We start from the raw sequence: 12,645 nt of genomic DNA on the forward strand, positions 1-12,645 counted from the left end.
CGTGGAAATTAAAATATCATCATTTTTAACTATCCACTGAGCTCTATCAGGTGTTTCTTTGCCAATAATTTTTGAAGTACTATATTCTCCTGTACTCAAGTCAACTTTAGCAATCTCGATATAATTAAAAAATTTGTTCTCAATCGGCTTAAATTTTCTTTTGGTAGGAACTGCTATTTTCTTTATAGGAATTGCGTTTACAAACTGTAATTTCTTAATTAAAGCGAAATACTCTAGCTGATAATACTCCGCGTCAATCCTCTTTGCCCCTTCCAATTCTGACAATTTTACAACACTTACCACAGCCATATTCTCACCCAGTGAATATTCTTATCAAAGAAGCCACTTTCAAAATTTTATCAGCTGTTTCAGATATTTTCTCAATTTTCTCTTTAACGCTGTTCCATGCAATATTTATAACATTCTCGTTAGGGGTAGCTTTGCTCAATTGACTTTTTATCGTCTCTAAGTCACTTTGTATCTCTGTTTTTTCTTCATCTGTTAATTGATTATTACCTCTTATGAGTTCCCCTAATTCTTCTAAAGAATTGAATAAGTCCAAATATTCGTTTCTGACTATGTTGTTATTTCCAACTACAGTTACGCCCTGAATATTAGTTATGTTAATGCCACGGAATTTGGTTTGGGAAGTAAACCTTGAAGGACCTTCAAAATGTACTATTCCAATGTCACTAATTCTGTATTTTACTTTCTCTCCTTCAGCCAGCTTTCCCTTTATAAAAAATTTTGTCTTTTCCTTTATTTCCTTCACCCAATCCCTGTCTACTAAAAAACTAATTGCTCCCACTATGTTCTGCTCTTTGTGCCCTTTAGGTTTTAAAGCTTTTTTTATTTCACTTATGCTTGCAGCTTGTTTCTTTACGCTACGAGATTTTTTATATCTATCGTATAAGTAGGTCAAAACATCTTCTCGGATTTTATCAGGTGAAGCCGAGTTTTCTCCTTGAGTTTTGATATTTTTGGTCATTTAATCCCTCCAAAAATCAAATGCAGTATCACCTTTTGTTAATTGTTCTTTGGCAAATTTGGTAAATTCTTCTGCTATCTCATCCAGATCATGGTCAATTTTTGGATGTCCATATTCATCTAGAACGAATTCACCATTTGGTCCTTTAATATATCTGTATTCTCCTTTATTGTCTTAAGTGGTTTTTGATTTACAGCAAAGAAAATGGGATAGTCTATCCCTTTCATAACCTTTCCATCAAGCCAGAATTTCTTAAATTGTTCGGTTATCCTTTCTTCGTTCAAGACCAGGTAAATCTGTCCACCTAAAGTTCTTTGTGAGATCTCTTTTGTTAATTTTCTCATCTTGTTTTTCACTGTTCTTATTTCTTTTTGTATAGTTCTCTTTTCTTCATTGGTTTCTTTTACTCGTAAAATTTCTTCCCATTCTTGAAGTTCGTTCATTAAGTCTCTTAAATTCTTTCCTTTTTCTCCTTCTTCGCTTTTTATTTCCTCTAATTCATTTTCTGAACTTTCAATCTCTTCAATCTCCTCTGTCGTTTCAAAATAAGTTTCAATAAAGGATTTCAATTCTTCTGGTAAGCCTTCTTCATCTACTGGAGTATTCCAGCTTACACTTTGGTATTTCTCCCTTAATCTCTTTATAAATACACCCCACTCTCCTTCATACCTTGCTTTAATCTCCTGAATTCTTTGTTTTTCTTTATCTGTATATTTCCGCAAGAATAGAACACTCGTTTTTGTTCCAGTATGAGGCTTAAATGTATTTCCATGCAAGCCGACAACTGCTAAAATTCTTGCTTCATCTATAATAAACCTGCGGATGTATTCAGCATTGGTATTATTTAGCAAGCCCTGAGGTAAAACAATTGCCATTCTTCCACCAGGTCTTATGAACTGAAGAGAACGTTCTAAGAAAAGAATATGCCTGCCTATTTTCCTTACCAATCTCCCGTTTTTCTCAGCCAAATTATAAAGTTTTAGAATATCTCTTTCTTTAACTGTCCCAGCAAATGGCGGATTGGTCATTAGGACATCAAAGTCAAAGTAAATGAATTTATTTTGATTCTCCCTATCTTTCTCTGGGTCGTCAGGGAATCTTAAAAGCCTTGGCCTCAATCCTGCCTTAGTTTCGTCGCTCCAGCTTTGAGGAACCAAGGAATTATCTTTATAGACATGGGATTTACCATCCCCAACTATTAGGTTAATGGCTTTTGCTATTTTTACTGGCTTTTTGGCAAAATCGATACCATAGATGTTATTTTGGGCAAAATTCTGGGCAGCAGGTGGGAGAGGTTTGCCGCTGATAACCCCTCCAGCAATCCACATAACAGAATGAAGGAGAAAGCCAGCAGAGCCACAAGCAGGATCAATTACAAATTCATCAGATTTGGGATTGAGCATTTTTACAACCATATCTTCAATAGGCCTGGGAGTAAAGAATTGTCCCTCTTTCTTTTTTGAGACCTGTGGTATTAAATACTCAACAGCTTCATCAATTATCCTAAGATTGGAATTGAATAATTTTATTTTTTCAAGGAAGGAGACACACTCTTTTAAGTGATCATCTCTTAGCTCGATTCTTTCAGTGGGTTCAAATACGCCCGACCATGTTCTTTTAGCACCTTCAAGTAAATTGCTTATCGCTATTTTCGCCTGCTGAGGACTTCTATCGCCAACAAAGAATTCTAATTGGTAGCTGGGATTATTAATTCCTTTCCATTCATCGTAGAGTTTGGCATAGATTAATTTAAAAATCTCTTCAAAAGGATCGACACCAGCATTGCCTAAAACAAGCTCTTCAAGGTCTAATAATATTTTCTTGAGAGTTGTTTTTCCCTGTTTTAACTCGTCGTGTTCCTCCAACCATTTTAGAGTCCATCTTTCAGTTAATATGTCCCGTAAAGTTTCTGAAACTTTTGGGATCCTTGGAATCTCTCTAAATATATTTGGTTCTTCTCTATGAAGCCTTATTATTTCGTTTCCATTGGACCAAACACCAATGGGAGCTCCCTCAGCATTACAATAGCTTTTAAGCTGTTCTAATCCTGCGGTTCTGCTCGGCCTCTTGACTTCAAATATGATATAAGGGTAGGTTTTATCCTCATGTAAAACCCCAATATCGGCTAAACCAGAATCGCGAGAACCAAAATAGATGACTTTTTCAACATCTATTCGCTCTTTTGGATAACCATATTCGGTAAGTAGCCTATAAATCCAAAGTTGCCTAACTATTTCTTCTGGTTTAGCTATTTTGTATCTATCTTTAATCTGGCATTTTATAAAATACTTGCCATTCTGATCGATTATTAATTTCTCAATAGCGTCTATTTCATCTCTTGTAAAAAGAGATAATCCGTGTTTTACATCTGGCGCAGAAAATATTTTTTGAATTTTTGACTCATTTGGCATTTCATTTGCCTCCCCCTTTGTATTTACCATTTTTTACATTTTTCATGTTAATCTACCCTTTTATTTTAGTCTTAACATTGCCTTCGGAATTACGCCTAACTTATTATACCTTACTTTTAAGGGAGAGAGAAGCTCATCCCATCCCGGGCGGAGATCACCTCTTGCCCGAGCTCGCGGGATAGCTTCTCCGCGAGCTCCCACGGCTTTGCCCTTATCATCGTCATCCCGAAGTGGGTAAGCACCGCTTTTTTCGGCTTCACCTCCGCGATTATCCTCTTCGCATCCTCGAGGTTTAGATGCATTATCTCCGGTCCTTCAGGCGAGTTTGGCTTGAGCCTTACCGTGTTGATGATGAGGATATCCCCCCGGTAGTGCTCGGTGAGCTCGGGGAAGAAGAGGGTGTCGGCGATGTAGGAGATCGTCCCTCCGGAGTAGTGGATGTTCAGACCATAGGTCATCACCTGATGCCGGTGGCGGATGGGGGTCTCGAAGGTGATGGGAGGAAGTTCGTATCTTCCTCCCTCCTTCATCACCTCTATTCGCGAAAGAAAGGGACGGAGGTAGCGGAGTACCACCGGTTCTTCCCCCTCTAAGGCGTCCTCTGGGGCGAGAAGAAGTCCTTTAGGTTTGAACCCGCCGTTGGTCATCGCCTCGATCATAATGTTCACATCGTTTGAATGGTCCAGATGACGATGGGAGAGGATTATGGCGGAGAGATCGGCGGGTTCAAGCCGGGGTCTCGCTGATGCTGCTCTTACCAAGGTGCCAGGACCAGGATCGATCAGGAATTGAACCCCATCCAGATGGAACCACATCCCTCCGGAAGCCCGGAGTTGACGCATCACCACGAACCTGGCGCCAGCGGTGCCGAGGAATTTTACGAAGTTCCCTTCCTTAACCACCTTCTTCCTCCTTCAGGATGGTGATGAGAAAAGAGGCGTTCTTCGGGGCGTATGCCTCTGGGTCGTTGTTGAAATAACAGTAGATCCGCTTCACCTTTCCCGAGATCCCCTTTATTACCTTCGCCCACTCCCTGAGCTCCTTCTCCGAGTAGTTGTAATGATACATCCGCGTCGCTCCGTGAAAGCGGAAGTATTTATGGCGGGCGATGGGGATGGTGAAGGGTTTTATCCCTGGTCCACTTATTGCAGCGAAATCGGCGTTTTTCGCCTTGAGCAGGGAGATCACCTCCTCATTCTCCCAGCTTGGGTGGCGAAACTCGAAGGTGATGTCGAACTCATCATCGGGGAGAATGGCGAGGAAATCGGAGAGAAGCGAGGGGTTAGCGGGGAAGCTTTCCGGAAGCTGGAAGAGGATGGCGCCGAGCTTTCCCGTCTCCTTTAAGGGAGAAAGCAGGGAGTAAAACCTTGCGAAGGAACCGGCGACATTTGACAGCTTCTTCAGGTGGGTGAAGAGCCGGTTTGCCTTGATGGAGAAGAGGAATGAGGCTTTGGTCCGCTCTATTAAGGAGCGGATCATCTTCTCGCTCGGGAACCGATAGAAGGTGGCGTTTATCTCCACCGTGTTGAACTTCTCTCCATAGTAGGGGAGCATCATCTTCGGGGAGGTCCCTTTGGGGTAGAACCTCCCCACCCAATCCCGATAATAAAAGCCGGAACAACCTATGTAATAGTCGGTCATCTTTCGTTATTGGTGGGGATGCCGTATCGGGTGAGCTTGCGGTAGAGCGTTTTCCTCCCGATGCCGAGTATCTCTGCGGTTCGGGTTTTGTCGTTTCCGGTAGCGGCTAAGGTCTCGAGGATGAGCCTCCGCTCCGCCTCCTCGAGGGAGACCCCAAGGGGAAGCTCGAGGGTGCGCTCCCCTTCTCCTGCTCTTCTTATTCGCTCAGGCAGTTCCTCTACCGTGATCATCCTCCTTCCCGCCATTATCACCGCCCGCTCGAGGGCATTTTCCAGCTCGCGCACATTCCCGGGCCAGGAATAAGCCCGAAGGAGCCGCATCGCCTCCTCCGATACTCCTGCTATGTACTTATTCGCCTTCTTCTGATAGACCTTGAGAAAATGGTCGACGAGGAGAGGGATATCCTCCTTCCGTTCCCGCAACGGGGGTAGGGTTATGGGATAGACATTAAGCCTGAAGAAAAGGTCCTTGCGAAACCTTCCTTGGGCAACCGCCTCCTCGAGATCGACATTGGTCAGGGCGATGACCCGAACATCCACCCTTATCTTCTCGCTTCCTCCAAGGCGAGTGAATTCCCCTGTCTCCAGTACCCGAAGGAGCTTGACCTGGGCAGAGGCACTCATCTCGCCGATCTCGTCGAGGAGGAGCGTTCCCCTATGGGCGAGCTCGAATACCCCCTTTCTCCGCGTTTTCGCATCGGTGAACGCCCCCTTCTCATGTCCGAACAGCTCCGATTCGAGCAGGGTCTCCGGGATCGCTCCGCAGTTTATCTTTATGTAGGGTTTGTCCTTTCTTCCCGAATTCCTCTGGATGAGATCGGCGAGGAGCTCTTTGCCCGTTCCGCTCTCCCCCTGGATGAGCACGGTGGTATCGCTTTCGGCGACATTGAGCGCCATTTCCAAGCACTTCCTTATCTCTGGGCTCCGCCCAATGATGATCTCGCTTGCCCGCATCCCTTTAAGCTCTCGGCGAAGAGCGGTGAGCTCGGTGGAAAGCCTCTCCCGCTCGAGGATGACCGATGCCTGGCTCGCTATTCCCTCGATTAGGGAAAGCTCATAAGGGCTGAGCTCCTTTTCCTTCCGCCAGATGAGGATAAGAGCACCTAAAGGGTTCCCTCCGCTCGTTATCGGAGCGATTAGCCCTGTTTCGCTGGAGAAGGTTCGCTTGAGGAGAAGATTGGCGAGCTCTCCTCCCTCTCCCTCCTTGATGGGGATCGCCCTTCCCGACGATAGGTAGTCGTTAAGCAGTGGAGCTTCCTCAATCGAGATTATGGGTTTTTGAAGTAGTTTCTCCTCTCCCCCCCTTCCCCTTACCGGGCTGAAGGCGAGCCTCTTTCCTCCGTCCTCAAAGATGCCGATAGCGCCGTAGTCAGCCTTTAAAAGCTCGAGGCATTTATCAATGAGAAAGGAGGCCATCTCGGCGAGGTCGAGCTTGCTGTTTATCTCCGAGGCGATCTCGAGAAGCACCTTGGCCACCCTCACCTCTCGTTCTTTCTCCATATAGAGCTCGGTATACTTGAAGCCGATGGCGATCTGGGAGGCGAGGGAGCGAAGGAGGTTTACTTCCTCTTGGGGAATTTCCCGGCTATGGCAGAAGTGGAGCCCTATTATCCCGAGTAGCTCCCCTCGGAAGACAATAGGGGTGAGGAGGAGAGAACGGGTTTTAAGCTTTTCGCAAACGATTTCCCTGAGCGATGAGGGAAGAGGAGAGGAAAGGGTATCCGTTATCACTATAGGGTTTCTTCCCTTAAGGCTTTCTTTCTTCAGAAGCTGGTCTATTCCTGTTAGGGGAAGATTAAGTGAACTCGGAACCTCGGCTGAAGCGCGGTACTGATAGCGGATGACGAGCTTTCCTCCCTCGGAGAGGGCGAGATCACAACGGTCTGCCCCCATCATTGCTCCCACCTTATCCACCGTTGCCTGAAGGAACTTATCGAGGTCGATCACCGAGCAGACCTCAGGGCTTATCCCGGCTATTATCGCCTCCCACTCCTCGTACATCCGGAGTTTTCGGAGGAGTTCAGCTAACTGTTTGTTCATCCCTTTATCCTGTTCCTTGATGGGGGTATGATATATCGTCTTCTCCTTATCTGTCAAGGAAGGAGAGGAATTTTTGTTTCTTTTTGGCACATTATTTTAGTTCATCCCAGATTTATGTATCATTTTAACACAAAACAATCGAGTTTTGCGAGGGTGCTGTGTCAAAAAGACACAAAAGCGCTCCGCTGACGATGGGGAGGATTTTCTCCCCGAGGGACCTTTGGGGAACCGGTTCTATTTAAAGCGGTTTTTCGCTCTTCGGGTTTTCCACTTAATGGCATATTTTTTGCTTAATAAAACGAAGTGGATAGGTTAGGCAATAATTTTCTGAGAAAATAGATATTTAGGAGCGAGGTGAAATGGGAGTAAAGATTGGGATTGATGTTGGCTCAATAAGCGTTAAGTTGGCGGTCGTCGGCGATAAGGAGGACCGCAGCTGGTTCTCTGATCTCGCAGCCCGTCCCCTTTTCTATCTCCCGAACGGTTCCCCCGAGGTGGGCAAGGAGGAGAGACCCTTCCTCGTCACCTCCTATCAACGGATAAAGGGAAGTCCGGTAGCGATAGTTGAAGACCTGCTGAAGGAGCTCTTTCAGGTCATCCCGCGGGAGAAGATAGAAGGGGTAAGGCTCACCGGCTCTGGGGGTAAGTTGATAAGCGAGCTTCTTGGTGTCGCTTATGAGAACGAGTTCAAAGCGATAGCCAAAGGGATGGAGTTCCTCTATCCCGATGTGCGTACCGTCTTTGAGATGGGGGGCGAGGTCTCGAAGTACCTCCGTCTGGAGCCAGATGAATCATCGGGTAGCTTGGGGATCGTTGATTACGAGAAGAGCGGAGACTGTGCTGCTGGCACCGGCTCTTTTATGGATGTGCAGGCGATAAGGCTCAAGTACAAGGTCGAAGATATTGGAGAGATCGTCCTTTCCACCGAAAAGGCAGCGAAGATAGCGGGAAGATGTTCCGTCTTCGCCAAATCGGATATGATCCACGCCCAGCAGAAAGGATACACTCCACCCGAGATACTTAAAGGGCTCTGCGAGGCGGTGGCGCGGAACTTCAAGGGGAGCATAACCAAGGGGAAGAAGGTAGTGCCTAAGGTGGCGATGATCGGCGGTATGGCGGCGAATAAAGGGGTGGTGGCAGCGATTGAGGATGTCTTCGATATCCCTCGGGGAGAGCTTTTCATCCCGCCTTATTACGCCTGGATAGAAGCGATAGGTGCTGCCTATATGGAGGCGATAGCCACATCCCGGGCTAATGTGCTTGAGGATTTCGGCAGGCTGAGGGAATACATCGAGCAGGTGGAATTCAACTTCCCCACCCAAGAACCGCTCGACAGGAAGAACCTTATCCTCTTAAGGGAGCGGGTTAAGCCTTACTCCTTTGAGGGGAAGAAGGGGAAAGTTCCCGCTTATCTGGGGATAGATATCGGTTCAGTCTCCACCAATTTGGCGGTGATCGATGAGGAGGGTGAGGTTATAAAGACGATATATACCAGGACGAAGGCGCGCCCCATCGAGGTGGTGGCTGAGGGGCTGAAGGAGATCGAACGGGATATAGGAGATAAGATAGAGATAAAGGGTGTCGGCACCACTGGTTCTGGCAGGGAGCTTATCGGAAAGCTCATTGGTGCCGACACCATAAGAGACGAGATAACCGCACATAAGACCGGTTCCTTCTTCATCGGGAGGAAGCTACTCGACCTTGAGCCGGATACCATCTTTGACATCGGGGGGCAGGATTCAAAGTACATCTCCCTTGATAAGGGGATCGTAGTCGATTTCACGATGAACGAAGCCTGTGCCGCTGGTACCGGTTCCTTCCTTGAGGAGCGGGCAGAGGAGCTTGGCATAAACATCGTTGGAGAGTTTGCTGAGCTCGCTTTCCGCTCCAAAGCCCCCATCCGTTTGGGTGAGCGGTGCACCGTGTTTATGGAGCGGGATGTGAACGCCTATCTCCAGAAGGGGGCGAAGGTAGTCGATCTCGTCGCCGGGCTCGCCTATTCGGTGGTCTATAACTACATCAACCGGGTAGTCCGGGGAAGGAAGATCGGAAAGGTCATCTTCTTCCAGGGAGGAACCGCTTACAACGATGCGGTTGCCGCCGCTTTCTCCAAGGTGCTGGGACAGAAGATCATCGTCCCTCCTCACAACGGGGTTATGGGGGCAATTGGAGCAGCACTCCTCGCTAAGGAGAAGGTGGAAGCTACTGGAGAGAAGACCAAATTCCGCGGTTATGACCTTTCCAAGGTGAAATATGAGCTCAAGGAGTTTACCTGCCATGGTTGCACCAACTATTGCGATATCCAGATGTTTGTGGTGGAGGGAGAGAAGACTTTTTGGGGCGATAAATGCTCCGAGCGGTATCGGAAGGAGGTGAAGCTGGAGCGGGAGCCGGTCATCCCCAACTTGATCAAGATGCGAGAGGAATGGCTCCTTGAGGATTACGATCCGAATCGCGGGGGAGAAACGGTAGTCGGCATTCCCCGGGCGATGTACACCTACGATTGGTTCCCCTTCTGGAACGCCTTTTTCTCCGAGCTCGGTTTCCGGGTCCTTCTTTCCGATCCTACCAATAAGAAGATAGTGAACGAAGGGGTGGAGGCGGTGGTCGCCGAGCCCTGCTTCCCGATAAAGGTGGCTCATGGACATGTGAAAGTGCTTCTTGATGCAGGGGTTGATTTCGTCTTCGTCCCCAACTTAATCAATGTAGAGACCAAGTTCACCCACACCCAATCCTATGTCTGTAATTGGGGGATGACCCTGCCCTTTGTCCTTTCCGCTTCCCCGAGGATTGAGCCCTATAAGGACAGGATCTTCCATCCCACCCTCCGCTTCCGGTTGGGTAGGGAGCATATCGAGGAGGTGCTCGCGAGGGAGATGAAGCGGTTCGGTATCAGACGGAAGAAGGTTAAGCAGGCGCTCGATGCCGCCTATCGCGCCCGTGAGCGGTTTAACGAGAAGCTCATCGAAGCAGGGCGGGAAGCGCTCCGCATTCTTGAGGAGAAGGGAGAGCAGGGAATCATTCTCGTGGGGCGTCCCTACAACATCTACGACAAGGAGCAGAATTTAGACATTCCGGGCAAGCTTCGCGACTATAACGGGGTCAATGTTATCCCTTATGATTTCCTCGATTTAGAGGATATAGACATTCGGGATGTGAACCCCAATATGTTCTGGAACTACGGGCGGAGGATCTTAGCCACCGCTAAGTTTATCAAGGACAAACCACATCTTCATATAATCTATATCACCAACTTCAAATGCGGTCCCGATTCCTATGTGAAGCAGTTTGTGGATAAGGCATCGGGACGACCTTTCCTTGCCCTTCAGTTTGATGGGCATTCGAACGATGCCGGGTTCATCACCCGGTGTGAGGCATATTTAGACAGCAAGGGAGTGCTCAGATGGTGGAAGAAAGAAGAGAGAGCTTCTTAGTGGGAAAGAAGGTCTATATCCCCAGGATGACCTGGGGGGGGGCGATGGCGTTTGCTGCCGCCGCCCGGGCGATAGGGGTGGATGCGGAGATATCTCCGGAGTCGGATAAGAGGGCGATGGAGCTTGGGGCAAAGTTCACCTCAGGCGATGAGTGCTATCCAGCAAAGGTGACTATGGGGGAGTTGATGAAGGTGACCGAGCTTCCTGGCTTTGTTCCGGAGAAAACCGTTTTCTTTATGCCCACCTCTACTGGTCCCTGCCGTTTTGGACAGTATGCCCCGTATCTTCGGAGGATTCTCAGGGAGCTTGGATACGAAAAGGTGATCGTCTTTGACCCGAGCTCAGAGAACGGCTACGATGAGGTGGGAGCTCAGGCAGGGGAATTGATGCGCACCGGTTGGTGGGCGCTCGTTGCCTCAGATTTTCTCAGGAAGATGCTCTTAAAAACTCGTCCTTATGAGATCCACAAAGGGGATACCGATGCGGTCTATCAAGAGGCGATCCACGATCTCTGCCGGGTGTTGGAGCAACCCGGGGTGAAGCTCAAGGTGAAGTTCAACAATATATTGGAATCCCTTACCCGCTCTCGTGATAAATTCCGGATGATTCCGGCGAAATACGACCCTACCCGGCCTCTTATCGGGGTGGTGGGAGAGATATTCTGCCGTCTAAACCGGTTTAGCAACGAGGAGCTGGTACGCAAGATCGAGGAGCATGGAGGGGAGGCGTGGCTCTCCGATGTGTCGGAATGGATCTGGTATACCAATTGGGAGCAGCAGAAGAACCTGCGGATGATGGGGAAGCGGTTCTCGAAGGATATGCTTTTTGCCAAGATAAAAGCGTTCGTTCAGAAGCACGACGAGCACAGGCTGAGGAAGCCGTTTGAAGAGGAGTTCGTAGGCTACGAGGAGCCGGAGGCGGATGAGCTAATGCGCTATTCCGAGCCCTATCTTCCACCGCAGGGATGCCTTGGGGAGATGGTTCTCTCTATAGGAAAGACGATCTACCTCTATCATAAAGGGGCGGATGGGATCATAGACATCAGTCCCTTCACCTGTATGAACGGCATCACTTGTGAAGCGATTTATCCCTCGGTGAGCCGGGATTATGATGGGCTCCCCATCCGCAACTTTTACTTCGATGGAACCCAGTACGACATCGACCGCGATTTAGGGATCTTTATGGAGCTCGCCCGAACCTATCAGAAACGGAAGAAGAAGAGGAGGACCTATCCTTTCTACTTCAAACTGGATACGGGTGCTACCGTTCACTGAGGGTTATTCTCTATTGAGACCAGTTTGATCACTGGCCGGAGGAGATAGCGAGGGTTATCTCCTCCGGTTTTTGTTATCTTAACCGATTTTTCTGCATCGAAATCGAGAAGAATGCTAATCGTCCCTCCTTCTTTTACCTCGAAGGGGGTAGGGATCATCACTTTATCGCTTGGCACTTCCAGAGGGTAACTTTCACCTCCGTCCACTACTGTTCCGGAGGAGATTTCAAGCTTGATGTGAGTATAGTGCCCTGCCGGCACCTCTCCCGAGGAGAGAAGCACCTCCCTCCCTGAGAGGGAAAGCAGGTCGATGGGTCCTTCCGGCGGGGGAAGGATGACCGTTCCCGCCTCAGCACCTGTTTTGGCTGAGCGGTGCAGTTCGATCGTGGATATGTTCACCTTTACACTGGTTACCCCGTTTAGGGGGGAATCGGTGAGGAAAAGAAAGACGCTCCCCTCCCCCATAGGACCAGTAACTGACCCCTCACAGGCAAAAGGGATTAACCCCATTGCCAAAATGATGAGGAGAAATCTCTTCACCTCCACCCTCCTTAATGCTCTCGGAGGAGGGGAGCACTTGATGGAGAAGATCGCCTCATTTCTTGGCGAATATGTTGTAGAACAGAGCGATCAAGAACCCTCCGATGAACCCATCGATGAACCCGTAGATGAGCCCAATCACCGCTCCCAGGTAGCTAACGGTGTAACCGATGTAGAACCGGTTGAGTAACCTGAGATGTTCCCCTCCCTTCCCTGAAGCAGCGATCCAGATAGTAGCAACAAATACCGCTAAACCCCCGACGATACCCAAAGAGATGCCCAAGCCTACCTTACTTAGCTTCATCGCTCCCTCCTATAA

General features: G+C 48.2%; 10 protein-coding genes. 2 read left to right on the forward strand and 8 right to left on the reverse strand.

The window, feature by feature from the left end:
- The 6 genes from J7L64_08745 to J7L64_08770 all read right to left on the reverse strand — a co-directional run.
- Positions 1–309: hypothetical protein (locus J7L64_08745; GenBank protein MCD6452430.1), on the reverse strand; the 309-nt coding region annotated here is incomplete at its 3' end.
- Positions 310–313: 4 nt separating this feature from the next.
- Complete coding sequence (locus J7L64_08750; GenBank protein MCD6452431.1) at positions 314–988, reverse strand: hypothetical protein; 675 nt, start codon at positions 986–988, stop codon at positions 314–316.
- Between the two features lie 119 nt (positions 989–1,107).
- Positions 1,108–3,399: an N-6 DNA methylase gene (locus tag J7L64_08755; GenBank protein ID MCD6452432.1), complete on the reverse strand. Its 2,292-nt coding sequence runs from the start codon at positions 3,397–3,399 to the stop codon at positions 1,108–1,110.
- Positions 3,400–3,515: 116 nt separating this feature from the next.
- Positions 3,516–4,241: an MBL fold metallo-hydrolase gene (locus J7L64_08760; GenBank protein MCD6452433.1), complete on the reverse strand. Its 726-nt coding sequence runs from the start codon at positions 4,239–4,241 to the stop codon at positions 3,516–3,518.
- A 52-nt stretch (positions 4,242–4,293) separates the two neighbouring features.
- Positions 4,294–5,040: a DUF72 domain-containing protein gene (locus tag J7L64_08765; protein ID MCD6452434.1), complete on the reverse strand. Its 747-nt coding sequence runs from the start codon at positions 5,038–5,040 to the stop codon at positions 4,294–4,296.
- The gene (locus tag J7L64_08770; protein MCD6452435.1) at positions 5,037–7,079 is read right to left on the reverse strand and encodes a sigma 54-interacting transcriptional regulator; all 2,043 of its coding nucleotides are present in this window, start codon (positions 7,077–7,079) and stop codon (positions 5,037–5,039) included. The genes J7L64_08765 and J7L64_08770 overlap by 4 nt, the downstream gene beginning before the upstream one ends.
- Positions 7,080–7,438: 359 nt before the next feature.
- On the opposite strand from J7L64_08770, the gene J7L64_08775 reads away from it, so the two are divergent.
- Together J7L64_08775 and J7L64_08780 are read left to right on the forward strand one after the other, a co-directional pair.
- Positions 7,439–10,513 (forward strand): hypothetical protein, encoded by a 3,075-nt coding sequence (locus tag J7L64_08775; GenBank protein ID MCD6452436.1) that lies wholly within the window; start codon positions 7,439–7,441, stop codon positions 10,511–10,513.
- On the forward strand, positions 10,483–11,787 hold the full coding sequence (locus J7L64_08780) for a hypothetical protein (GenBank protein ID MCD6452437.1): 1,305 nt from the start codon (positions 10,483–10,485) through the stop codon (positions 11,785–11,787). Before J7L64_08775 ends, J7L64_08780 begins: the two co-directional genes overlap by 31 nt.
- On the opposite strand, the gene J7L64_08785 is transcribed toward J7L64_08780, so the two are convergent.
- Together J7L64_08785 and J7L64_08790 are read right to left on the reverse strand one after the other, a co-directional pair.
- Positions 11,781–12,326: a DUF4382 domain-containing protein gene (locus tag J7L64_08785; GenBank protein ID MCD6452438.1), complete on the reverse strand. Its 546-nt coding sequence runs from the start codon at positions 12,324–12,326 to the stop codon at positions 11,781–11,783. The two genes, J7L64_08780 and J7L64_08785, sit on opposite strands and share 7 nt — an antisense overlap.
- Before the next feature lie 55 nt (positions 12,327–12,381).
- Positions 12,382–12,630: a hypothetical protein gene (locus tag J7L64_08790; GenBank protein ID MCD6452439.1), complete on the reverse strand. Its 249-nt coding sequence runs from the start codon at positions 12,628–12,630 to the stop codon at positions 12,382–12,384.
- Between the last annotated feature and the right edge of the window lie 15 nt (positions 12,631–12,645).

Source organism: Acidobacteriota bacterium, from assembly GCA_021161905.1.
Lineage (GTDB): Bacteria > Acidobacteriota > B3-B38 > Guanabaribacteriales > JAGGZT01 > JAGGZT01.

Coding starts and splice junctions, on each gene's coding strand:
- J7L64_08750 (MCD6452431.1), bottom strand. CDS start 988: ATGACCAAAAATATCAAAACTCAAGGAGAAAACTCGGCTTCACCTGAT.
- J7L64_08755 (MCD6452432.1), bottom strand. CDS start 3,399: ATGCCAAATGAGTCAAAAATTCAAAAAATATTTTCTGCGCCAGATGTA.
- J7L64_08760 (MCD6452433.1), bottom strand. CDS start 4,241: ATGCGTCAACTCCGGGCTTCCGGAGGGATGTGGTTCCATCTGGATGGG.
- J7L64_08765 (MCD6452434.1), bottom strand. CDS start 5,040: ATGACCGACTATTACATAGGTTGTTCCGGCTTTTATTATCGGGATTGG.
- J7L64_08770 (MCD6452435.1), bottom strand. CDS start 7,079: ATGAACAAACAGTTAGCTGAACTCCTCCGAAAACTCCGGATGTACGAG.
- J7L64_08775 (MCD6452436.1), top strand. CDS start 7,439: ATGGGAGTAAAGATTGGGATTGATGTTGGCTCAATAAGCGTTAAGTTG.
- J7L64_08780 (MCD6452437.1), top strand. CDS start 10,483: ATGGTGGAAGAAAGAAGAGAGAGCTTCTTAGTGGGAAAGAAGGTCTAT.
- J7L64_08790 (MCD6452439.1), bottom strand. CDS start 12,630: ATGAAGCTAAGTAAGGTAGGCTTGGGCATCTCTTTGGGTATCGTCGGG.